The organism is Klebsiella sp. FDAARGOS_511, assembly GCF_003812845.1.
Taxonomy (GTDB): domain Bacteria; phylum Pseudomonadota; class Gammaproteobacteria; order Enterobacterales; family Enterobacteriaceae; genus Klebsiella; species Klebsiella grimontii.
In genome coordinates, this window is record NZ_CP033824.1 from 1,475,547 (window position 1) to 1,499,139 (window position 23,593).

A 23,593-nucleotide genomic window follows, 5' to 3' on the forward strand; every position below is an offset into this window, starting at 1 on the left:
GCATTACCCCGCATAAGCTGATGCCATTTTGCGCTCCGTGCTTTTTAGCACGTCAATTGCATTTTTCTGCAAAATTCAACGATTATTCATAAACAAAACTGCTAAAAGTGTCATAAACTATTATTCGGTTTTTTGGTTTTTGTGCCGAAAATGGATCAGCTCACCACTGCAAGGAGACGGAATGCACCACGCAACACCGCTAATCACCACCATTGTCGGCGGCCTTGTGCTCGCCTTTATTCTCGGCATGATTGCCAATAAGCTACGTATTTCTCCTCTGGTGGGATATTTATTAGCGGGCGTGCTGGCCGGACCTTTTACCCCGGGTTTTGTTGCTGATACCAAGCTGGCGCCGGAGCTGGCCGAGCTTGGCGTGATCCTGCTGATGTTCGGCGTGGGTCTGCATTTCTCCTTAAAAGATTTGATGGCGGTTAAGGCCATCGCCATCCCGGGCGCTATCGCCCAGATAGCCGTGGCGACGCTGTTGGGTATGGCGCTCTCTGCCATGCTGGGCTGGTCGTTAATGACCGGCATCGTCTTTGGTTTGTGTCTTTCTACCGCCAGTACCGTGGTGCTGCTGCGCGCGCTGGAAGAACGACAGCTTATTGATAGCCAGCGGGGGCAAATCGCCATCGGCTGGTTGATTGTTGAAGATCTGGTGATGGTGCTGACGCTGGTGCTGCTGCCAGCGGTCGCAGGCATGACGGAGAAAGGCGACGTGGGTCTGGCTTCCCTGGCCCTTGATATGGGTATTACCATCGGCAAAGTCGTCGCCTTTATCGCGATTATGATGCTGGTGGGCCGCCGCCTGGTGCCGTGGATTATGTCGCGCAGCGCGGCAACCGGTTCGCGCGAGCTGTTTACCCTATCGGTACTGGCGTTAGCGCTCGGTATCGCTTTTGGCGCCGTTGAGCTATTTGACGTCTCCTTCGCCCTCGGCGCCTTTTTCGCCGGTATGGTGCTCAATGAATCCGAACTCAGCCATCGCGCGGCCCACGATACGCTGCCGCTACGCGACGCCTTCGCCGTGCTGTTCTTTGTCTCCGTGGGAATGCTGTTTGACCCAATGATTCTGCTCGAGCAGCCGCTGGCAGTACTGGCGACGCTGGCTATCATCATTTTCGGTAAATCGGCTGCCGCCTTCTTCCTGGTGCGGATGTTCGGCCACTCGCCGCGCACTGCCCTGACCATTGCCGCCAGTCTGGCGCAAATCGGTGAATTCGCCTTTATTCTTGCCGGTCTGGGAATGGCGCTGGATCTGCTGCCGCAGGCCGGGCAGAACCTGGTGCTTGCCGGCGCCATTATCTCCATCATGCTCAACCCGGTCCTGTTTACCCTACTGGAAAAATACCTCGATAAAACCGAGACGCTGGATGAACAGACTCTCGAAGAAGTGCTTGAAGAAGAGAAACAGATCCCCGTCGATATCTGTAACCATGCGCTGCTGGTCGGTTTCGGCCGCGTCGGGAGCCTGCTCGGTGAAAAACTGATGGCGCAGGGCGTTCCGCTGGTGGTGATTGAAACATCGCGGACTCGCGTAGACGAACTGCGCGCACGCGGTATTCGCGCGGTATTAGGCAACGCCGCCAATGAAGAGATTATGAATCTGGCGCATCTGGACTGCGCCCGCTGGCTGCTGCTGACCATTCCTAACGGCTATGAGGCCGGTGAAATCGTCGCTTCCGCGCGAGAAAAATGCCCGAATATCGAGATCATCGCGCGCGCGCATTACGACGATGAGGTGGAATATATCGTCGAACGCGGCGCTAACCAGGTGGTGATGGGCGAACGGGAAATCGCCCGCGCCATGCTGCAGCTGCTTGAAACGCCGCCAGCCGGCGAGCTTATTACCGGTTAATGTTTCGGCCCCGGTTGACCGGGGCCAGCTTTATCCGGACTCTTAACGATCCCAGTAAGCTTCTTCCAGGCTGTCTTCACGCTCCGGCAGGCCACGGGTCAGGCGCGGCGAATGCTGGTTCAGCACCTGATAGCTCACGCGGTTAGCGTATTTACACACCTGTGCCAGCGAGGAATAGGTCAGCCACTTGCACTTGTGCTTGCTGGAGTTCGGCACGTTGTTGCGATGATAGTTATTGGCGGTAATATCGTGCAGCAGCGCCGCCAGCGCGCCGTCTCCCGCGCCGTTGGTATTCATGATCTTCTCCGGCCCGCCCATATAGGGTGCGATATGCGAATAAATACGCAGCGGATTTTCGCAATCCTGATGGCGCATCGCACGGCTGAATTCATACTGGTTAAACTCGGCAATCGCGCCCGGCAGCAGCGGATGCTGCGTTTTGCGCTTAGCCTCATCCTCAGTAAAGCTGGCCATATACAGCCCGGCAGGCCCGGCGGTGCACAGCACCAGGTCAACCCATTCCAGCGCCTTGTCGGAAGCCAGCAGCGGGTCGGACAGCCCGGTCAGCGCCTCCGCCTCCTCTTCATTCATCGCCAGAATGGAAACGTGCTCTTTAAGGAACGTCTGCCACCACGCCGGGTTATCGGCGACGACGTATTTGGTGCCCAGAGTCAGAACCACCGGTACATCGTGCTTTTTCGCATATGCGATGGCCTGCATCGTCGCGTCCGGCATCGGCTCGCCCGGCTTACAGCGTACGAGATAGGAGGTCAGCACCAGCGCGGAAGCGCCGGCGATCACGCTTTCCGGAATGCTTTCCGGACGGAGCTTGTTCATATGCCCGGGGCTGATCGCAAAGGTGCGCTCGCCGGAGTCGCTAATCAGCGTAAAGCAGCGCCCAATCGCCCCATCCACCCCTTGCAGGTAGTTCAGATCGGTACGGCTGGAGGTGTTGCACAGGTAGCGGTAAGCGTAGCCGCCGATTTCAATATTGCTGCACATGACGCCAAGCAGAACCGAACGGTCATCCGCCAGCACCGAGTAGTTGTGCATAGTGTTACCGATGGTGCCGCCGGCGAACTGGTGGGTAATCAGGTCGTTGCGAACCAGTTCCTGATACAGCGCTTCGGCGACATCATCTTCAATCACCAGCGAATGCCCGGCGCTCAGGCCGTAGCGTACGATAAACGCCTCATCCACTTTCGCTTCGATATCGACCAGGGTTTGATCGATACCAACCACCCAGGCGACGTTAGACTCATTGTCCGGCTGAATTTGCTGCAGCAGCGGATCGCGAGCGTTGACGGGAAAATAGTGTTTGGATTTGCGTTTACCGGGAAATTTCATAGTGGCGATTTATTGACAGTGAACAAGCGGGGAATAGTAGCATACTCCCCGCCGCACGCGCGATCAGCGATATTTCGCCGTCAGGTTGACCATCATTTCAATATGCGCGGTGTCCGCATTAAGCGCCGGAATGTACTCATATTGCTGGCCGCCGGCTTCGAGGAAGATTTCCCGGTTCTGCACCGCGATCTCCTCCAGCGTCTCCAGGCAATCGGCGGAAAAGCCGGGGCAGATAACCTGAATATGCTTCACCCCTTTCTCACCGAGCATTTTCAGCGTTTCGTCGGTGTAGGGCGTCAGCCAGGGCTCTCGACCAAAGCGCGACTGGAACGTCATCATCACCCGGTCAGGCGGCAGCCCCAGGGCTGAAACCAGCTCACGGGTGGTATCGCGACAGCGCTGAGGATAGGTGTCCCCTTGCTGGGCATACCGCTGCGGGATGCCATGATAGGAGAGCAGCAGTAAATCCGGCTCGCCGTGCACCGCAAAGGACGCGCGCACGCTGGCGGCCAGCGCGTGAATATAGTCCACGTCATCGGCGTAGTCGCGAATAAAAGAAATTCCGGGGATCGCGCGTTTTTTGGCAAGGATACGCCCCAGCTCATCCCACACCGCCGCCACGGTGGAGCAGGAGTATTGCGGATAAAGCGGTAGCACCACGATGTGATCCACCCCCTGCTCCAGCAACTCATCAACCGCGCTCTCCAGCGACGGCGAACCGTAGCTCATTCCCAGCGCCACCGGCGTATCCGGAAGCCGCGCAGCCAGCGCCTGCCGCTGCTGCTGGCTATAGACCATCAGCGGCGAGCCGTCTTCCATCCAGATGGACTGATAGAGCTTAGCGACCCGGGGCGCGCGCAGGGGCAGTATCACGCCGCGCAGCAGCGGCCACCACAGTAGGCGGGAGGTATCCACCACGCGCCGATCGCTAAGAAACTGTCGTAGATAGCGCTTTACCGCGTCGGGCGTGGGCGCATCGGGAGTGCCTAAATTGGCTAATAAGATACCTGTTTTCGTCTGATGCATTACCGCCTCTTAACCATTTGAATCGCTGACAATTGTAGCTGAAATGGCGCTAAACGGAACCAATCATAGAAAAAGGTAAAATGAGAGGAGTTCTCATCCCGCCGCGACGGGATGAGAACTAACGGAATTAACCGAGGATTTTTTCCAGTTCAGCGCGAACGTCGGCCACCGCTTTGGTGCCATCGACTTTCGCGTATTGGGTGTTGCCCGCTTCTGCTTCTTTCTGATAGTAGCCGATCAGCGGCGCCGTCATCTGATGGTATTCAACCAGACGCTTACGCACGGTCTCTTCCTGATCGTCTTTACGGGTGGTCAGCTCTTCGCCGGTCACGTCGTCTTTGCCTTCAACTTTCGGCGGATTAAATTTAATGTGATAAACGCGGCCGGAAGCTGCGTGAACGCGACGGCCGATAATGCGGTCAACGATCAGTTCGTCAGGAACGTCGAATTCCAGCACGTAATCCACGGTGATGCCCGCTTCTTTCATGGCGTCAGCCTGCGGAATGGTGCGCGGGAAGCCGTCCAGCAGGAAACCATTGCGGCAATCTTCCTGAGTAATACGCTCTTTAACTAGGGCGATAACCAGTTCGTCGGTGACCAGCTTACCGGCGTCCATAATATCTTTCGCCTGTTTGCCCAGCTCGGAGCCTGACTTCACCGCGGCACGCAGCATGTCGCCGGTGGAGATTTGCGGAATACCGTATTTCTCCATGATGAACTGAGCCTGAGTTCCTTTACCCGCGCCCGGAGCGCCAAGCAGAATAATACGCATTACGAAAATCCCCTCAAAAGTTGATTCAATTTTTCAAAAAACGCTAAACCATACCACCAGAACGCGGATGGCTCAAGGAAGGCGGGGCGGCTGAAACGGTTAATGGTGAGATATTTTACGTAGCGTGCGGTTTGATACCCTCACCCCGGCCCTCTCCTGCCGGGAGAGAGTGAGGGTGAGGGTAAAGATTACGACGCCAGCAGCTGGTTCATACGGCGGATAAACTGGTTCGGATCTTCCAGCGTACCGCGCTCGGCCAGCAGCGCCTGATCGAGAAGCAGCTCAACCCACTCGCCGAACTGCGTATCGTCCTGAGTATCCGCCGCGCGTTTTACCAGCGGATGCAGCGGGTTCAGCTCAAAGATGTACTTCACTTCCGGCGCGGCCTGGCCCGCAGCGGCAAACAGTTTCGCCATCTGGGTGCTCATTTCATCCGCGTCGGTGGTGACGATGGCCGGCGTATCGGTCAGACGATGGGTCAGACGAACCTCTTTCACCCGGTCGCCGAGCAGGGTTTTGGCACGCTCAACGAACGGCTCCAGCGCCTTCTCGGCTTCTTTAGTGGTTTCATCCACTTCGTCCGTCAGCTTATCCAGCGACTCATCGGCTTTCGCCACCGACTGGAACGGTTTGCCGTCGAACTCGGTCAGATAGCTCATCATCCACTCGTCGATGCGATCGGAAAGCAGCAGCACTTCAATGCCTTTCTTACGCAGCAGTTCCAGATGCGGGCTGCTCTTCGCAGCGGCGTAGCTGTCGGCGGTAATGTAGTAAATCTTCTCCTGCCCTTCTTTCATGCGGGAGACGTACTCTTCCAGCGACACGGTCTGCGCGGCGGAGTCGGTATAGGTACTGGCGAAGCGCAGCAGTTTGGCGATGGCCTGCTGGTTAGCCTGATCTTCCGCTGGGCCTTCTTTCAGCACGAGGCCAAACTGCTGCCAGAAGGTCTGATATTTTTCCGCGTCGTCTTTCGCCAGTTTTTCCAGCATCTGCAGGGCGCGCTTGCTCAGCGCGGTGCGCAGATTGCGGGTGACGCTGCTGTCCTGGAGAATTTCACGCGACACGTTCAGCGGCAGATCGTTGGAGTCGACCAGGCCGCGAACGAAGCGCAGATAGTTGGGCATAAACTGCTCGGCGTCATCCATGATGAAGACGCGCTGCACGTACAGCTTCAGGCCGTGTTTATGATCGCGATTCCACATATCCCACGGCGCCTGCGACGGGATATACAGCAGGCTGGTGTACTCCTGCTTACCTTCAACGCGGTTGTGGCTCCAGGTCAGCGGATCGCTGTAATCGTGGGCAATATGCTTATAGAACTCGTTGTACTCGTCGTCTTTGATTTCCGACTTATTGCGCGTCCACAGCGCCTGGGCTTTGTTAATTTTCTCCCAGGAGATCACGGTTTCGCCGTCCACTTCTTCGCGTTTTTCAATTTCTACCGGCAGCGCGATGTGATCGGAGTATTTACTGATGATCGAACGCACGCGCCAGTCGTTGAGGAAATCATCCTCGCCTTCGCGCAGGTGCAGCGTGATCTCGGTACCGCGATCGGCTTTGTTAATGTCGGCAACGGTATATTCGCCTTCGCCAGCGGATTCCCAGAATACGCCGTTTTCGGCGCTGTCGCCCGCCGCGCGGGTACGGACGGTGACTTTATCGGCGACAATAAACGCCGAGTAGAAACCTACGCCGAACTGACCAATCAGCTGGCTATCTTTCGCCTGGTCAGAGCCCATGGACTCAAGGAACGCCTTGGTGCCGGACTTCGCGATGGTGCCGAGATGGTCGATGACTTCATCGCGGTTCATACCAATACCGTTATCGGCGATGGTCAGGGTGCGGTTGTCTTTATCAAATGAAACACGCACGCGCAGTTCGCCGTCGCCTTCGTACAGATCCGGCTGGGACAGCGCGCGGAAGCGCAGCTTGTCGGCCGCATCGGAGGCGTTGGAAATCAGCTCACGCAGGAAAATTTCTTTATTGGAGTAAAGAGAATGGATCATCAGGTGCAGAAGCTGTTTGACCTCTGACTGAAAACCACGAGTTTCTTGTCCTTTCATCTAAATCAACCTCAACAATGCCATTGTTAATGGTAAAAAAACCGTTGAGGGTGAGATGGGGACAGAGGGAGAGGTTTTCAAGCGGAGGCCCCGAAAAGCGCCTCCGTTTGATTAAAAACGAATCTTATGCCGCCCGGCTAGAGAGTGGGACAGCGTCGTGCCGTCAACCATTTCCAGCTCGCCGCCAACCGGAACGCCATGGGCGATACGGCTCGCGTCTACGCCATACTGCGCGCAGAGCTCGGCGATATAATTCGCCGTCGCCTCTCCTTCCACCGTTGGGTTGGTCGCAAGGATCACTTCCTGCATCGATTCGTCACGCAGACGCTGTTCCAGACGATCGAGCCCAATGTCATCCGGCCCAATCCCGTCAAGCGGCGACAGGTGGCCCATCAGCACAAAGTAGCGACCGGAAAACTGCCCGGTCTGCTCGATAGCGTAGATATCCGCTGGGCTCTCTACCACGCAAATCTGGCCGTTTTCCTTGCGCCGAGGGTTGCTGCAAATATTGCACACCTCCTGCTCGGTGAAGGTGCGGCAATCGGCGCAGTGGCCGATTTCCGACATCGCGCGCGTTAGCGCCTGCGCCAGGCGCATCCCGCCGCTGCGGTCACGCTGCAGCAGGGTAAACGCCATGCGCTGCGCCGACTTCGGGCCGACGCCCGGCAGGCAGCGCAGTGCTTCCATAAGCTGCGTTAACAGCGGACTGGTCTGCATCAGAACGGCATCTTAAAGCCTGGCGGCAGCTGCATACCGGCGGACACGGACGCCATTTTTTCTTTCTGCGTTTCTTCGATGCGGCGGGCGGCGTCGTTAAACGCGGCGGCCACCAGATCTTCCAGCATGTCTTTGTCGTCTTCCAGCAGGCTCGGGTCGATCTCAACGCGACGGCAGTTGTGCGCGCCGTTGATGGTGACTTTTACCAGCCCAGCGCCGGACTCACCGGTCACTTCCAGACGGGCCACTTCTTCCTGCATCTGCTGCATTTTTTCTTGCATCTGCTGGGCCTGCTTCATCAGGTTACCCAGACCGCCTTTTCCACCAAACATAGGCTTCTCTCTCAGTAAGTCATCGTTAAGGATGCTGACCGCAAGTCAGACTTGCAATCAAATGGGGCGAATACTCTCTTCATCCAGGTCCGCATCGAAGAATCGACGCAGGGTCTGAATGTTATTATCCGCAATAATCGCTTCACGCGCCTGCGCGAGCTTTTCTTCATAAATTGCCTGCCGCCACTCAAGCGGCGTTCGCATCGCGGGATTATCATCTTCCACGATGGTCAATTCAACCGGCGTACCGTACAAAATGCCGAGCGCTTCCGCCAGCTTTTGCTGCGCACCCGCCGAATTCAGGTGACGCTGGCTCGGACGCAGATGCAGGCAGACGCGATTGTCCTCCTGCTCTTTCCAGGCGTTAAGGGCCACCTGCTCCACCAGTTTTGGCACCGCGAGCTGGCTGACTTCCGCCGCCCAGCTATCGCGCTCGACCGCTTCGACTGCCAGTTTCGCCGCCAGTTCCGGCGTTTTTTCATGCTCCAGCGCTTTTTTCAGCGCCTTTGGCGTCGCCACTTCTTCTTTTACGGTTTCAACAACCGTCGTTGATTTCCAGCGATAGGCTTCTTTTTTCGCCGGGGCTTTTTCCAGCGCAGCCGCAGCCGGACGCGCCTGTACGCGCTCGGTAATCGAACTCAGTCGTTCCAGCGCAGCGTTATTCACCGGCCGCGCGCGAGAAGCGGCTGCCGGTTCACTCTTTTTTGGGGTGGGCGCTCCCTGGCTACGCTGCAGCTGGCTGCGGGCCGCCAGCACCTGGCTAGTGGTCTGCGGCAAATTCGGCGGCGGCGGCGCGGATTCTGGAACGGCCTGCTGGACGGGTGCGGCCTGAATGGCCGGCACCGGCGGCGCCTCCGGTTCCGGTAACGGCATACGCGGATGGAAAGCCAGCGCACGCAGAAGCGTCATCTCAACCCCCATTCGTCTGTCCGGGGCGTACGGGAGCTCTTTGCGGCCAATCAGTAGCGTTTGATAGTACAGCTGAACATCGGTTGGCGGCACCGTCCGCGCCAGCTCGCGCATGCGCAGCTCAATCGCGGCCATATCCGTTCCCAGCGCCGACGGCGAGAGCTGAACCATCGCAATACGGTGCAACAGGCTCTGCATCTCCACCAGCAAGGCCTCCCACTCTACGCCGCGGGCGGCAGCCTCATTCACACCGGCCATAACCCGCTCGCCGTCGGCAGCCACCAGCGCCTCAATCAGCGATAACGCCTGATCGTCGTCAAGGGTGCCGAGCATGGCGCTGACGGATTCTGCCGTCAGACGACCATCGCCGCTGGCAATGGCCTGATCGGTCAGGCTTAACGCATCGCGCAGGCTACCGTCCGCTGCGCGCGACAGCAGCTGCAGCGCGCGCGGTTCAAACGCGATCTGCTCGGCGCCGAGAATATGCTCCAGCTGATGGCGAATCTGTTCGACGTCCAGCGCCTTGAGATGAAACTGCAGGCAGCGGGAAAGAATGGTCACGGGCAGCTTCTGCGGATCGGTCGTCGCCAGCAGGAATTTAACGTGCGCCGGCGGCTCCTCCAGCGTTTTTAACAACGCGTTGAAGCTGTGGCGCGAAAGCATATGGACTTCATCGATCAGATAGACCTTGAAGCGGCCGCGGGCCGGCGCGTACTGAACGTTATCCAGCAGATCGCGGGTATCTTCGACTTTGGTACGCGAGGCGGCATCGATCTCGATCAGATCGACAAAGCGCCCCTGTTCTATTTCACGGCAGTTATCGCAGACGCCGCAAGGCGTGGCGGTGATGCCGGTTTCGCAGTTTAATCCTTTTGCCAACAGACGCGCGATAGAGGTTTTACCCACGCCGCGGGTGCCGGAAAAAAGATATGCGTGATGAATGCGCCCTAACGACAAGCCGTTCGCCAGTGCGGTCAGCACATGTTCCTGGCCGACGACGTCAGCAAAGGTTTGTGGGCGCCATTTACGGGCTAAGACCTGATAACTCATGGGCTGGCTCTGAAACGCTGGAAGGTGAAATCACGAGGGGTCATGCTATCACAGCCCCGCTCAATCAGCGAGGCTATGTGGCGGGAAATGCTTAGTGGCCCGGGAAAGGGACCAGGCTATAGCAGTTGATTCCCAGTTTTTCCAGGCGCTGCTCGCCGCCCAGATCGAACAGATTGATAATAAAGGCCGCGTCATACACTTCACCGCCCAGACGACGGATGAGCTTCACGGTGGCGTCGATGGTGCCGCCGGTCGCCAGCAGATCGTCAACCACCAGCACCTTATCGCCTGCTTTAATGGCATCAACATGGATTTCCAGCTGATCGGTGCCGTACTCCAGCTCGTAGCTTTCCGCGATAGTTTCACGCGGCAACTTACGCGGCTTGCGTACCGGAACAAAGCCTACACCCAGCGCCAGCGCAACCGGTGCGCCAAACAAAAAGCCGCGCGCCTCGGTGCCCACCACTTTGGTAATACCCGCGTCTTTATAACGCTCGGCCAGCAGTTCAATGCTGAGCGCATAGGCCTTTGGGTCTTCCAGCAAGCTGGTGACATCACGGAAAAGGATGCCAGGTTTCGGGTAGTCCTGGATGCTTTGGATGCTGTTCTTCAGATATTCAAGCTGCTGTGCTGTTGCGGTCATAAGTTTATGCCTGATTAAAACGGTATTACTCGCGGACATGCAAAATGGGCCAAGGAAACTTTTGTTTAACCTTTGACCAGGCTTACCCGCGCTCGAAAACGCCAGAATTTACTGGCTGTCAGCGACAATTGCAACCATCATTATTGCGCATCAGTGCTTTTGTTGCTTTGCATCAACCACCGGAATGCGCCACATAAATATCAGCAGACAGGCCAGAACGATCAGCAGAAAGATGCGCACCCAGGTAAGATTAACCAGCCATAGAGAAATAGCAAAGGTCAGTAAAATCATCACCACCGCCCGCGGCTTAGCGCCTGGCGGCATGGCACGGTATTGCTGCCAGTGGCGCAGGTAGCCGCCAAACCATGAGCGGTACAATAGCCAGTGGTGAAAGCGCGGCGACGAGCGGGCGAAACACCAGGCGGCAAGCAGGATAAACGGCGTCGTCGGCAGTAGCGGTAAAAAAACGCCCAGCGTTCCCAACGCCACCGACAGCCAGCCAATGATGATCAAAATAATACGTGGCATAATGCGAATCGTTATCAAGAAGATAACGCTAATGTAGCACAGTTGCTTATCAGGGGATGGAGGAGTTATTTGAAAACCACCCGGCTTTTACATTCGCTGGAAAATCAGCTTGCGGAACTGGCCGATCAGGTAGCGCCGATGGCGAATCACGCGACCCTCAGCCCGCGTTTCGATCGCCAGTTGTTCCGAACCCGCAGCACGCAGATGCAGGCTTATCTTGATGAAGCCAGAAGTCGCTTTATGGAATTAAAACAAGCGGTCGAGCACCAGCAGCTGGCGCAGGTTGCCTGGCTGGCGGAACAGCTTGTGGCCCAAATCGCCGCAATTAGCCGGGAAACGGCGACCTGGTCATTACGTGCCTGGGATAGCGCGTCGCCAACGCTTGGCCGCTGGCAGCGGCGACGGATACAGCATCAGGAGTATGAACGGCGCCTGCTGGCCATGCGCAACGATCGCCAGAGACGGCTGGCGCAAGCCATCAGCCTTGATGACCAGCAACGGCTGGCAAAGGAAGTTGAAGCCTATACCGGGCGCCTCGCCCGCTGTCGCGATGCGCTGGAAAAAATTGAAAACAGGCTGGCCCGCCTAACACGCTAACTGGAGGTAGAAGTATGTCGCTGGAAAATGCGCCTGACGAGATCAAGCTGGCGGTCGATTTAATTATGCTGCTTGAGGAAAATAAAGTCCCTGCGCAAACCGTGCTAGCCGCGCTGGAAGTTATCCGTCGTGACTATGAAAACAAAGTAAAAAGTGCGGAAGAAGCCTCGCAAAACGCGCCTGAGTAGTCTGTTGGCGGATCGGTAGGGGTGGCAGAGTCATCGCCTGCCCTTTACCACAACGGATAGATGCTCATGGAAAGATTCTCACGTACGCCGCACGATGCCATTTTCCGTCAAATGCTGACCCAGAAAGAGGTCGCTCGCGACTTTTTACAGCTTAACCTTCCCGCGCCGTTTTTAAGTATCTGCGATCTCAATACGCTGCAGCTGGCGTCCGGCAGCTTTATCGAAGAGGACCTGCGATCCAGCTACTCCGACATTCTCTATTCCCTGCAAACGAGGCACGGGGCTGGGTATATCTACGCGCTGATTGAACACCAAAGCTCGCCGGATAAGCTGATGGCTTTTCGCCTGATGCGCTATACGCTGGCGGCCATGCAGCGCCACCTTGACGCCGGCCACGAGACGCTGCCGCTGGTGGTCCCAATCCTGTTTTATCACGGCTCCGTCAGCCCCTGGCCACATACGCGCAGCTAGCACCAACTTTTTGACCATCCTGAGCTTGCCGGCGCGCTGTACGGCGGCGATTTTCCGCTGGTGGACCTGACCGTTATGCCAGATAATCACATCCTCCGCCACCAGCGTAAGGCGATGCTGGAACTGTTGCAAAAGCATATCCGCCAGCGCGATCTGGCCGAACTGCAACCCATGCTGATTACGCTACTGGCGCAAGGATATCTGACGGAAAATCAGATCAATACCTTAATCCGCTATATGCTGCAGGCGGGATCCACGGAAAAACCCGGGCCACTCATTCGCGAACTGGCGAAGCAGTCGCCCAGGCACAAGGAGCTCATGGTGACGATTGCCGAATGGCTGGAAGAGAAAGGTCGTAAAAAAGGTAGAAAATAAGGAAGGCTGGAGGGGCGTAAAGAAAACTCGCGCAGCATTGCCCTGAAAATGCTCGCCAGCGGGCTGGATCCAAAGATGGTGATGGAGCTGACCGGCCTGAGCCAGGAAGAACTCTCCTCGCTCAGCCATTAAAACCTGCGGGGCGGCATCCCCGCCGCCCCATTATGCTTAGCCCATCGTCGGCGAGGCATCGCCGCCTTTATCACGCTTCACCTCTGTGACTTCATCGCCTTTCTCATTGCGCAGATGAACTTCAAGCTGGTTAAAGGCAATATCAATACTGTTCTCGCGACACAAACGATCGATAGCGCGGTTAAGCTCATCCACCGCGTAGCTGCGATCGCGAAGTTCACGCACGTACAGGCGCAGTTCATGATCGAGCGTACTGGCGCCGAAGGTGGTAAAGAAGACCGCTGGCGCGGGCTCTTGCATGACTTTCGGATGCTCATGCGCGGCCTGGAGCAGCACTTCTTTAACCTTATCCAGGTCGGAACCATAGGCCACGCCAAGGCGGATGACCACGCGGGTGACGGTGTCGGATAGCGACCAGTTGATCAAGCGTTCCGTCACGAAGGCCTTATTCGGGATAATGACCTCTTTACGGTCAAAATCGGTAATGGTCGTGGCGCGAATACGGATTTTGCTGACGGTACCGGAGAAGGTGCCTATGGTCACCGTATCGCCAATACGCACCGGGCGCTCAAAGAGAATAATCAAACCGGAAACAAAGTTACCGAAGATCTCCTGTAGGCCAAACCCTAAACCAACCGACAGGGCGGCTGCCAGCCACTGAAGTTTGTCCCACGAGACGCCCAACGAGCCAAATACCGTCATCGCGCCAATAACAATAATGGCGTAATTAAGGATGGTCGTAATCGCATACGACGCCCCCTGGCGCATATTGAGTCTCGATAGCACCAGCACTTCCAGTAGGCCCGGCAGGTTGCGAATTAACGCCCAGGCGACTATCGACGCGACAATCGCGAACAGCAGGCTGCCCATGGTGACGCTTTTCACGGCGCTGACGCCGGCTTCCGTACCGTTGTAATGCCACAGCGTAATACTGTCGAGATAGGCGAAGACGGTGATCAGATCGGACCAAATCGCCCAGAAAAGCACGGCAAACAGCGCAATCATCACCAGCATCGTAATACGCAGCGTTTGCTGGTTAACCTGCTCCAGGGCAATGGTCGGTTCTTCCTGGGGTTCGGCCCCTTCAGCGCCCTCTTTAACCAGATGCTGACGGCGCGCCAGCGCACGGCGCCAGGCAATACGCCGGGCGGCCACGCTCAGGCCGCGCAGAACGGTCTGATAGAGCAGGTTCCACAGCATCACCAGATAAACGGTTTCAATCCAGCGGCCGGCAAGACGCAGCGTGGTGTAGAAGTAGCCGGTTGCCGTCAGCACCATCAGGGCGATAGGAACAATCGATAGCACGGTGACCGTAATAAGGCGCAGGCTGTGGGATTCTTTATCGCGCCAGCTCTCGCGGCACATCGGCAGGACAAGCACCGCGATCAGCAGCAGGTTGAGGAAAATCACAAACTGCCCGAGCACGTCATCCATCAGATGAAGCGGCGACAGCTCCGACATCACGGACCAGAAATTCAGCGGCAACAGGGCAAGGCTTACGCGGACAATCTGCCGCCGCCAGTGGCTGGTCAACTGCGAAGGCATATTAAAGTGGCTCACCGCCACACCGTCTTTTTCCAGCACCTTCCAGCACAGGCCAAACACCAGCCAGAACAGCGCCAGCTTCTTGCTGTAGGCCCACAGCAAATCGCTGATATTCAGCTGCATCGTCAGCAGAATCAGACCAATGGCCAGAATCAGCAGCACCACCGGCAGCGCGCGGATCAGATCGATAAGAATCGCTTTCGGCGTGTGGAGCTGAGTATCATTGCGCAGTTGCCCCACCTGTGAAGCCAGCTTCGCCTGATACGCTTTAAGCCACTGCAGACGCCAGCGAATAAGCCCAGCGATCAACAGCAGCGGCAGCCCGGCAAGGAAAGCGATAAATACCGCAGGCCAGGCCTTTTCCCAGTTTACGGTGATTTTCATCGCCTTAAACTGCCCTTTCAGCGCTTCCGGGAAGGATTTAACCCATTCCCAGTCCATCGGACGGTTGCTGTTTACCCAAAAAATCTGCTGCGTCAGAATGGCTTTCAGGTTGGTCGACACGCTCATTAACTGCTGCTGGTTGATCTGCAGGTTAATCGCCATCATCAGCTGGTTACCCAGCTGTTTGTTAAACTGATCGAGCAGTTCACGGCGCATATCAACGATCTCGAGAAGCGCGTCATGCACCTCGGAATTCACCTCGCTACTATGCCCCTCCTCCAACTTCGCGACGTACGCATCGCTCTGGAACAACGCATCACGCTGCTGGTTAACCTCAAACTGCTCGAGGCGCAGGTCAGCGATGCGGTTCGTCATATCGCTCAGCTCCTCCGCAGAGGGCAGCGTTTGCTGCTGCTGATAAAGGATACGCGACAGCAGCAGGCTGCCTTTCAGCACGGAGATCTGCTCTTTTATGTCACGCTCGGATTGCAAAGCGCGATCGAGCCAGGTCTTCACTTTGATATTGCGCTGAACCAGCTGATTACCATTTTCCGTCGCTGAAATAAGCCTTTCGCTAAGCTGGTGGTTAATATCCAGCTCCTGCTTCACCAGCGGGTTGGCCTGAATACGCGCCGTTTCGTCCGGGGACACGGCTTCCTGCGCCGTCTTTTCCGTCAGCGTCAAGCGCTTGCTATTCACCGCTTCCTGCAATAGCTGCAGCTGGTGTTCCAGGCGATTACTGTAGGCGGTGACGTAATCACGCTGCTTTTGCAGGGTATCCTGCAGCACCGTGTTGCCTTCCAGGCTTTTGCGCTGCTGGTCTATCTGCGCATTCAGCAGAGCCTGCTGCGCCAGCAGTAAATTCTGCTGGGTAGGACGCAGCGTCTCCTCGCCCGTCGAGGTGCCATTCAGACGATTACGGATCTGCTGCAGCTGCTGCGAAGCGGAATACATCGCATTCTGCACGCGTTCCGGCTGCGTCTGTAGAGAAACGAGCTGGCTGTTGTAGGTTGCCAGGTCGTTCTGCGCGTTTTGCAAATCGTCCAGCGTCTGGGAGACGCGCGCTTCCAGCTGACGTAACGATAACGTGCTCAGCGTTTTACGCGTCGCCTCATCATCGGGTACATCGCTTAGCGCGTTGAGGCTATCGATAGCCTGATTCATTTTCGCTGGCGCCTGAGTCACCTGCTGACGCAGTTGCGTCGTTTCCGTCTTAATGCGTTCGATTTTATCGAGGGTTTCAAGGGTCTGGGTCAGGTCCTGCTGAACCAGCTTGTCCTGCGGGGTCAGATCCTTTTGCTTACTCAGCATCGTGAGCTGGCTTTGGACCTCAGAACGTTCAGGTAAATCAGCCGCCAGCGCCGGGTTAACGCTAATACAGCCGATAAAAAACATCAGGGTAAGAACAACAGTGGATATGGCGTTTCGCCAACGGATAGTATGCAGCATAGTGTTAACATGAGTGATTGCAAAAGCCGGAGAATACCGGGGATCGTCGCAGCGCGAAGAATAGCACTTCTGTTATCGCGCGAATAGCGGCGAACAGCAGGAAAAATGTTCCTGATGCCCGCAAGGAGACTTAAGCTTCCCGTTCTTCACAACCGCGTAGGGAGGGACAAAATTGATACATTTCAAGCAGCGTTTCGACATAAGCCCGCGCTTCTTTTCGCAGATCGAAGGCGTTGGGCGCCAGCAGCCAGTTTTCCATCAGGCCAGAAAGGTAGCTGCGCATTAAAATCGCCGCCCGGCGGGTCAATAAATTCCCGGGCAGCATCTTCGCCGTAATGCACTCTTTTAATGTTTGTTCGATACGATCGTAGCTATCAAGGCATAAACTTCGCTGTGCTTCCTGCAACGTGACCATCTCACCGACGAATTCACATTTATGGAAGATGATTTCCATCATCAGGCGGCGGCGTTCCTCTGTCACAGTTGCTTCAAGGATATACACTAAGATCTCTCTGACAACTGACAGTGGATCGTTGGGGAATTTTGCCCGATACTCAACTTCGAGATCGTTGATGTTGGCTTCTGAAAGTACCCATATTTCATTAAATAAATCTGATTTATTTTTGAAATGCCAATAGATAGCGCCCCTCGTCACACCGGCCTCTTTTGCAATTGCGGCCAGCGAGGTGGATGATACCCCTTGCTGCGAAAACAAACGCAGAGCAACATCCAGAATATGTTGCCGGGTCTCAAGCGCCAGTTGTTTGGTTTTTCGTGCCATAGGTCGATGAGTTTATAGAGGTTACGTTTACATACATTTATGAATGTATGTACCATAGCATGACCATAATAGAAACACAGCAGTGGGTTTGTGGTCGATTGAGCCACTGAACAATTTGAAATTGGACACTCGAGGTTTACATATGAACAAAAACAGAGGGTTAACGCCTCTGGCGGTCGTTCTGATGCTCTCAGGCAGCTTAGCGCTAACAGGATGTGACGACAAACCGGCTCAGCAAGGGGCCCAGCAAATGCCGGAAGTCGGTATTGTGACGCTCAAATCCGCTCCTCTACAAATTACTACCGAACTACCAGGCCGTACCAGCGCTTATCGCGTTGCGGAAGTTCGTCCTCAGGTCAGTGGCATTATTCTTAAACGTAACTTCACTGAAGGGAGCGATATCCAGGCAGGCGTATCTCTTTATCAAATCGATCCGGCGACCTATCAGGCCACGTATGAAAGCGCGAAAGGCGATTTAGCCAAAGCGCAGGCGGCAGCAAATATGGATCAGTTGACGGTTAAACGTTATCAGAAACTGTTGGGCACTAAGTACATTAGCCAACAGGATTACGATACTGCCGTGGCGACGGCTCAGCAGAGCAACGCCGCCGTGGTCGCCGCCAAAGCTGCAGTTGAAACCGCGCGCATTAATCTGGCCTACACCAAAGTCACCTCGCCAATCTCCGGCCGCATTGGTAAATCCGCCGTCACGGAAGGCGCTCTGGTGCAAAACGGGCAAACCACCGCGCTGGCGACCGTGCAACAGCTGGATCCTATCTACGTTGACGTGACGCAATCGAGCAACGATTTCCTGCGTCTGAAACAAGAGCTGGCCAACGGCAAGCTGCAGCAGGAAAACGGTAAAGCGAAGGTTGAACTGGTCACCAACGACGGTCTGAAATACCCGCAGAACGGTACGCTGGAGTTCTCTGACGTCACCGTTGACCAGACAACCGGTTCTATTACGCTGCGCGCTATTTTCCCGAACCCGGATCACACTCTGCTGCCCGGCATGTTCGTCCGCGCACGTCTGGAAGAAGGTGTAAATCCTGATGCGTTGCTGGTTCCTCAGCAGGGCGTAACCCGCACTCCACGTGGCGATGCCAGCGCTATGGTTGTCGGCGAAGGTGATAAAGTCGAAGTTCGCCAGATTACCGCCACTCAGGCTATCGGTGATAAATGGCTGGTCACCGAAGGGCTGAAAACGGGCGATCGCGTCATCATCACCGGTCTGCAGAAAGTCAGACCAGGCGTACAGGTTAAAGCGCAGGAAGTCGTTTCTGACGATAAACAGCAAGCCGCAGGCAACGCTCAGTCAGAACAAACCAAGTCTTAACTTAAACAGGAGCCGTTAAGACATGCCTAATTTCTTTATCGATCGCCCCATATTTGCGTGGGTGATCGCCATTATCATCATGCTGGCTGGGGGGTTGTCGATCCTCAAATTGCCGATAGCGCAATATCCAACGATTGCGCCGCCGGCAATTTCCATTACAGCCATGTACCCCGGTGCCGATGCTGAAACCGTGCAGAACACCGTGACCCAGGTTATCGAACAGAACATGAACGGTATCGATCACCTGATGTACATGTCTTCCAATGGCGACTCCACCGGTACAGCAACCATTACGCTAACCTTTGAATCAGGTACCGATCCGGATATTGCCCAGGTACAGGTGCAGAACAAGCTGGCGCTGGCGACACCGCTGCTGCCGCAAGAAGTTCAGCAGCAGGGTATCAGCGTTGAAAAGGCCTCCAGCAGCTTCCTGATGGTTGTCGGCGTTATCAATACCAACGGCACCATGAATCAGGATGACATTTCTGACTATGTCGCCGCCAACATGAAGGATGCGATTAGCCGTACCAGCGGCGTCGGTGACGTCCAGCTGTTTGGTTCCCAGTACGCCATGCGCATCTGGATGGATCCGAACAAACTTAATAACTTCCAGCTGACGCCGGTTGACGTTATCAGCGCCCTGAAAGCGCAGAACGCCCAGGTTGCAGCAGGACAGTTAGGCGGTACGCCGCCGGTGAAAGGTCAGCAATTGAACGCCTCCATCGTGGCGCAGACCCGTTTAACCAATACTGAAGAGTTCGGCAATATTCTGCTGAAGGTCAACCAGGACGGTTCCCAGGTGCGTCTGCGCGACGTCGCGAAGATTGAGCTGGGCGGTGAAAACTATGACGTTATCGCTAAGTTTAATGGTCAGCCCGCATCTGGTCTGGGTATTAAATTAGCAACCGGCGCGAACGCGCTGGATACTGCCAACGCCATTCGTGCCGAACTGAAGAAAATGGAGCCTTTCTTCCCTTCAGGCCTGAAGATTGTTTATCCGTATGACACCACCCCATTCGTGCAGATCTCCATTCACGAAGTGGTGAAAACGCTGATCGAAGCAATCATTCTGGTGTTCCTGGTTATGTATCTGTTCCTGCAGAACTTCCGCGCAACGCTGATTCCGACTATCGCCGTGCCGGTCGTATTGCTGGGGACGTTCGCTATCCTCGCGCTGTTCGGCTTCTCGATAAACACGCTCACCATGTTTGGTATGGTGCTCGCCATAGGCCTGCTCGTGGATGACGCCATCGTGGTGGTGGAAAACGTCGAGCGTGTGATGGCCGAAGAAGGACTACCGCCGAAGGAAGCCACGCGTAAATCAATGGGCCAGATTCAGGGCGCGCTGGTGGGTATCGCGATGGTGCTTTCCGCGGTGTTTATCCCGATGGCCTTCTTCGGCGGTTCTACCGGTGCGATTTACCGTCAGTTCTCGATCACCATCGTTTCCGCAATGGCGCTGTCGGTACTGGTGGCATTGATTCTGACCCCGGCGCTCTGCGCCACGATGCTGAAGCCCATCCAAAAAGGCAGCCATGGCGCAACCACCGGCTTCTTCGGTTGGTTTAACCGTATGTTCGATAAGAGCACGCATCACTACACCGATAGCGTAGGCAACATCCTGCGCAGCACCGGTCGTTATCTGGTGCTGTACCTGATCATCGTTGTCGGCATGGCCTGGCTGTTCGTTCGTCTGCCAAGCTCGTTCCTGCCGGACGAAGATCAGGGGGTATTCCTGAGCATGGCGCAGCTGCCTGCGGGCGCAACTCAGGAGCGTACCCAGAAGGTTCTGGATGAGATGACCGATTACTATCTCACCAAAGAGAAAAATAACGTTGAATCGGTATTCGCCGTTAACGGCTTTGGTTTCGCGGGTCGTGGGCAGAACACCGGCATCGCGTTCGTCTCTCTGAAGGACTGGAGTCAGCGTCCAGGCGAAGAGAACAAAGTTGAAGCGATTACCGGGCGCGCAATGGGCTATTTCTCACAGATTAAAGACGCAATGGTGTTCGCCTTTAACCTGCCGGCAATTGTTGAACTGGGTACCGCAACGGGCTTTGACTTCCAGCTGATCGACCAGGCAGGGTTAGGCCATGAAAAACTGACTCAGGCTCGTAACCAGCTCTTTGGTATGGTTGCGCAGCATCCTGATGTCTTAAGCGGCGTTCGTCCAAACGGTCTGGAAGATACTCCGCAGTTCAAAGTGGATATCGATCAGGAAAAAGCGCAGGCTCTTGGCGTTTCTATCAGCGATATTAACACGACGCTTGGCGCAGCATGGGGTGGTAGCTACGTCAACGACTTCATTGACCGCGGTCGTGTGAAGAAAGTGTATATCATGTCTGAAGCGAAATACCGTATGCTGCCGGAAGATATCGGTAACTGGTACGTACGCGGTAGCGATGGACAGATGGTGCCCTTCTCCGCCTTCTCGACTTCACGCTGGGAATACGGCTCACCGCGTCTGGAGCGTTACAACGGTCTGCCATCGATGGAAATCCTCGGCCAGGCGACACCGGGTAAGAGTACCGGTGAAGCGATGAACCTGATGGAAGAGCTGGCGGGTAAACTGCCTGCAGGCATTGGCTATGACTGGACCGGCATGTCTTATCAGGAACGGTTGTCAGGCAACCAGGCACCTGCGCTGTACGCCATCTCGCTGATTGTCGTCTTCCTGTGTCTGGCTGCGCTGTATGAAAGCTGGTCGATTCCGTTCTCGGTAATGCTGGTCGTTCCACTCGGGGTTGTGGGTGCGCTGCTGGCTGCCACCTTCCGCGGATTGACCAACGACGTTTACTTCCAGGTTGGTCTGCTGACGACCATTGGCCTGTCGGCGAAGAACGCGATACTAATCGTTGAATTCGCCAAAGATCTGATGGATAAAGAGGGCAAAGGTCTGATTGAAGCAACGCTGGAAGCCGTTCGTATGCGTCTGCGTCCGATTCTGATGACCTCGCTGGCGTTCATCCTTGGGGTCATGCCGCTGGTTATCAGCTCCGGCGCAGGCTCCGGCGCGCAGAACGCCGTTGGTACTGGCGTAATGGGCGGGATGGTGACCGCGACGGTTCTGGCGATTTTCTTCGTGCCAGTGTTCTTCGTGGTAGTCCGTCGCCGCTTTAGTAAGAAAAATGAGGATATTGAGCACAGCCATCCGGTTGAGCATCATTAATCTCTCTTCACAGGGCCGCATACGCGGCCCTTTTCTTTTCCCTGATTTAAAGCGCACGGATTGTTATTGTTTGTTTTATAACCTGAGATATAATATTTAATGATGAGTCGTGGTGCTTATCTCCGTTTTTCTCTGCGACTTTCCTTCCCGCTCACCCTAACTCAGAATATTCTCAATCACTGACTTTATGTATGGTTGTCTTCGTATAACGGCAAAACGCAGCGGCTAACCTGATGAAATATAAGGTCAGTATTCATTTTTACCGATCGGGTTAACGGCACGATATAATAAAGACCGAGGCATTGAAGATAAATGGACGCTGATAATTGTAATTTTTCGTAATAGCACGATGAAATCTTTTTAAGAGTGGATTATAGTTAAACAGCAAGATTACAATGTATGTGTCAGGTCTGTTAGTCGTGTTCATCCCACAACGGTCGTTTAAACCACTCAAAAGGGGATGCGTTATGGACGAATACTCGCCAAAAAGACATGATATTGCGCAGCTTAAATTTCTCTGCGAAACCCTGTATCATGACTGTCTTGCAAACCTGGAAGAGAGCAACCACGGCTGGGTTAATGACCCAACTTCGGCTGTCAATCTTCAACTTAATGAATTGATCGAGCACATTGCCGCGTTCGCGCTTAATTATAAAATTAAGTATGCTGAGGATAATAAGCTGATTACTCAGATTGACGAATATCTGGATGACACTTTCGTCTTGTTCAGCAACTACGGCATTAACAGTGCGGATCTGCAGAAATGGCGCAAATCTGGCAATCGGTTATTCCGCTGCTTTGTCAACGCCAGTCGGGAAAACCCGGCCAGTCTTTCTTGTTAGTATTATTACAATCAAAAGGTGGATTTATGTCTGATAAAACATTAACCAAAATAGACTATTTGATGCGCTTACGACGCTGTCAGACAATTGATACGCTGGAGCGCGTAATTGAAAAAAATAAATATGAACTTTCCGATAATGAACTGGCGGTATTTTACTCAGCGGCCGACCATCGTCTTGCTGAGCTGACGATGAATAAACTGTATGACAAGATCCCACCTTCAGTCTGGAAATTTATCCGCTAGTTTATTTCAAATGAAAGTCATACATCTCGTGTCGAAAACACCCCGCTTTGGTGATGATAATAAGTGTGACTGTGCTCACAGATGTTGGCTTAATGCAAAGATGAAACCGGTTTCTTTTTATACTATGGCGGCCTGACGATAAGGAAATAAGGGAAGCGTCCATGAGTGAAGAGAAACAAAAAATGATTGCCGGCGAACTATATCTGGCAGGTGACGCCACGTTGAAAGCCGATCGCCTGCGGGCCAGGCAACTGTTGCACCGCTACAACCATTCGGCGCCTGAAGAACATGAATTAAGAAAAGCATTATTGTCTGAACTGCTTGGGCACGCGAGTGATGCGTATATCGAACCCACCTTTCGCTGCGACTACGGCTACAATATCTCCCTCGGCAAAAATTTCTACGCGAACTTTGATTGCGTCATGCTGGACGTCTGTCCGATTCATATTGGGGATAACTGCATGCTGGCGCCGGGCGTACATATTTATACCGCCACGCATCCCCTTGACCCCGTCGACCGCAATAGTGGTCAAGAGTACGGAAAATCCGTCACCATTGGGCACAATGTATGGATTGGCGGGCGGGCAGTAATTAATCCTGGCGTGGCTATCGGCGATAATGCCGTGGTGGCTTCGGGTTCCGTGGTAGTGAAAAATGTGCCCGCCAACGCCGTCGTCGGCGGAAACCCGGCACAGATTATCAAAATGCTGGAGAGCGAAAAACGGTAACTGTTATGCTTTTCTGCAACCAATCTGTTACTTTCCCCATAGATTTACGCAACATAAAATAGCCCTCAGGCTGAGCCCGATTTGTCACGCCTGCATACGGGCTCAT

At 54.9% G+C, this 23,593-nt stretch carries 20 protein-coding genes, 1 pseudogene and 1 other annotated feature; of the genes and pseudogenes, 9 read left to right on the forward strand and 12 right to left on the reverse strand.

The features are described 5' to 3' along the window. Positions 1 to 181 precede the first annotated feature (181 nt). The gene (ybaL, locus tag EGY08_RS08185) at positions 182 to 1,858 is read left to right on the forward strand and encodes a YbaL family putative K(+) efflux transporter (RefSeq protein WP_004129956.1); all 1,677 of its coding nucleotides are present in this window, start codon (positions 182 to 184) and stop codon (positions 1,856 to 1,858) included. A gap of 42 nt (positions 1,859 to 1,900) precedes the next feature. Here the strand turns inward: ybaL and EGY08_RS08190 are convergent, their stop codons facing one another. The 9 genes from EGY08_RS08190 to EGY08_RS08230 form a co-directional block, all read right to left on the reverse strand. Further along, complete coding sequence (locus EGY08_RS08190; RefSeq protein ID WP_004129955.1) at positions 1,901 to 3,205, reverse strand: inosine/guanosine kinase; 1,305 nt, start codon at positions 3,203 to 3,205, stop codon at positions 1,901 to 1,903. Positions 3,206 to 3,268: 63 nt separating this feature from the next. After that, complete coding sequence (gene hemH, locus EGY08_RS08195) at positions 3,269 to 4,231, reverse strand: ferrochelatase (RefSeq protein WP_004129953.1); 963 nt, start codon at positions 4,229 to 4,231, stop codon at positions 3,269 to 3,271. Positions 4,232 to 4,358: 127 nt separating this feature from the next. Next, positions 4,359 to 5,003, reverse strand: a complete 645-nt coding sequence (gene adk / locus EGY08_RS08200; RefSeq protein WP_004129951.1) for an adenylate kinase — start codon at positions 5,001 to 5,003, stop codon at positions 4,359 to 4,361. Between the two features lie 188 nt (positions 5,004 to 5,191). Next, the gene (gene htpG, locus EGY08_RS08205; protein ID WP_004129949.1) at positions 5,192 to 7,066 is read right to left on the reverse strand and encodes a molecular chaperone HtpG; all 1,875 of its coding nucleotides are present in this window, start codon (positions 7,064 to 7,066) and stop codon (positions 5,192 to 5,194) included. Positions 7,067 to 7,177: 111 nt separating this feature from the next. Further along, complete coding sequence (gene recR / locus EGY08_RS08210) at positions 7,178 to 7,783, reverse strand: recombination mediator RecR (RefSeq protein WP_004129946.1); 606 nt, start codon at positions 7,781 to 7,783, stop codon at positions 7,178 to 7,180. Further along, the gene (locus EGY08_RS08215; RefSeq protein WP_004129943.1) at positions 7,783 to 8,115 is read right to left on the reverse strand and encodes a YbaB/EbfC family nucleoid-associated protein; all 333 of its coding nucleotides are present in this window, start codon (positions 8,113 to 8,115) and stop codon (positions 7,783 to 7,785) included. Before EGY08_RS08215 ends, recR begins: the two co-directional genes overlap by 1 nt. Positions 8,116 to 8,172: 57 nt before the next feature. Next, positions 8,173 to 10,074, reverse strand: coding sequence for a DNA polymerase III subunit gamma/tau (dnaX, locus tag EGY08_RS08220; protein ID WP_123828388.1), 1,902 nt, complete (start codon positions 10,072 to 10,074; stop codon positions 8,173 to 8,175). After that, positions 8,776 to 8,840: a sequence feature (DnaX frameshifting element), on the reverse strand. Its footprint overlaps the gene before it by 65 nt. Before the next feature lie 91 nt (positions 10,075 to 10,165). After that, positions 10,166 to 10,717: an adenine phosphoribosyltransferase gene (gene apt / locus EGY08_RS08225; protein ID WP_123828389.1), complete on the reverse strand. Its 552-nt coding sequence runs from the start codon at positions 10,715 to 10,717 to the stop codon at positions 10,166 to 10,168. A 150-nt stretch (positions 10,718 to 10,867) separates the two neighbouring features. Then, positions 10,868 to 11,245 (reverse strand): DUF454 family protein, encoded by a 378-nt coding sequence (locus EGY08_RS08230; RefSeq protein WP_004129932.1) that lies wholly within the window; start codon positions 11,243 to 11,245, stop codon positions 10,868 to 10,870. A 69-nt stretch (positions 11,246 to 11,314) separates the two neighbouring features. On the opposite strand from EGY08_RS08230, the gene priC reads away from it, so the two are divergent. From priC to EGY08_RS08245, 3 genes and pseudogenes are all read left to right on the forward strand, one after another. After that, a complete protein-coding gene (gene priC / locus EGY08_RS08235) occupies positions 11,315 to 11,842 on the forward strand; it encodes a primosomal replication protein N'' (protein ID WP_123828390.1) in 528 nt (175 codons plus the stop codon). A 14-nt stretch (positions 11,843 to 11,856) separates the two neighbouring features. Next, positions 11,857 to 12,030 carry a pleiotropic regulatory protein RsmS gene (rsmS, locus tag EGY08_RS08240; protein WP_123828391.1) on the forward strand — a complete coding sequence of 58 codons (174 nt, stop codon included), beginning with the start codon at positions 11,857 to 11,859 and terminating at the stop codon, positions 12,028 to 12,030. A 66-nt stretch (positions 12,031 to 12,096) separates the two neighbouring features. Further along, positions 12,097 to 13,008: pseudogene (locus EGY08_RS08245) on the forward strand (Rpn family recombination-promoting nuclease/putative transposase). Between the two features lie 36 nt (positions 13,009 to 13,044). On the opposite strand, the gene mscK reads toward EGY08_RS08245, so the two are convergent. Further along, positions 13,045 to 16,386 (reverse strand): mechanosensitive channel MscK, encoded by a 3,342-nt coding sequence (mscK, locus tag EGY08_RS08250; protein WP_123828392.1) that lies wholly within the window; start codon positions 16,384 to 16,386, stop codon positions 13,045 to 13,047. A gap of 130 nt (positions 16,387 to 16,516) precedes the next feature. Then, positions 16,517 to 17,167, reverse strand: a complete 651-nt coding sequence (acrR, locus tag EGY08_RS08255; protein ID WP_123828393.1) for a multidrug efflux transporter transcriptional repressor AcrR — start codon at positions 17,165 to 17,167, stop codon at positions 16,517 to 16,519. Between the two features lie 142 nt (positions 17,168 to 17,309). Between acrR and acrA the strand changes: the two genes are divergently transcribed. The 5 genes from acrA (at position 17,310) to maa (ending at position 23,487) form a co-directional block, all read left to right on the forward strand. Then, positions 17,310 to 18,503: a multidrug efflux RND transporter periplasmic adaptor subunit AcrA gene (gene acrA, locus EGY08_RS08260; RefSeq protein WP_004129915.1), complete on the forward strand. Its 1,194-nt coding sequence runs from the start codon at positions 17,310 to 17,312 to the stop codon at positions 18,501 to 18,503. A gap of 22 nt (positions 18,504 to 18,525) precedes the next feature. Continuing rightward, on the forward strand, positions 18,526 to 21,672 hold the full coding sequence (gene acrB / locus EGY08_RS08265; RefSeq protein ID WP_004129913.1) for a multidrug efflux RND transporter permease subunit AcrB: 3,147 nt from the start codon (positions 18,526 to 18,528) through the stop codon (positions 21,670 to 21,672). Positions 21,673 to 22,139: 467 nt separating this feature from the next. Next, positions 22,140 to 22,514, forward strand: coding sequence for an Hha toxicity modulator TomB (gene tomB, locus EGY08_RS08270; RefSeq protein ID WP_004129911.1), 375 nt, complete (start codon positions 22,140 to 22,142; stop codon positions 22,512 to 22,514). Positions 22,515 to 22,540: 26 nt separating this feature from the next. Beyond that, the gene (locus EGY08_RS08275; protein WP_004099646.1) at positions 22,541 to 22,759 is read left to right on the forward strand and encodes an HHA domain-containing protein; all 219 of its coding nucleotides are present in this window, start codon (positions 22,541 to 22,543) and stop codon (positions 22,757 to 22,759) included. 161 nt (positions 22,760 to 22,920) lie between these two features. Continuing rightward, positions 22,921 to 23,487: a maltose O-acetyltransferase gene (gene maa / locus EGY08_RS08280; RefSeq protein WP_123828394.1), complete on the forward strand. Its 567-nt coding sequence runs from the start codon at positions 22,921 to 22,923 to the stop codon at positions 23,485 to 23,487. Here maa and EGY08_RS31050 read toward each other — a convergent pair. Beyond that, on the reverse strand, positions 23,459 to 23,593 hold the full coding sequence (locus tag EGY08_RS31050; RefSeq protein WP_224326009.1) for a hypothetical protein: 135 nt from the start codon (positions 23,591 to 23,593) through the stop codon (positions 23,459 to 23,461). The two genes, maa and EGY08_RS31050, sit on opposite strands and share 29 nt — an antisense overlap.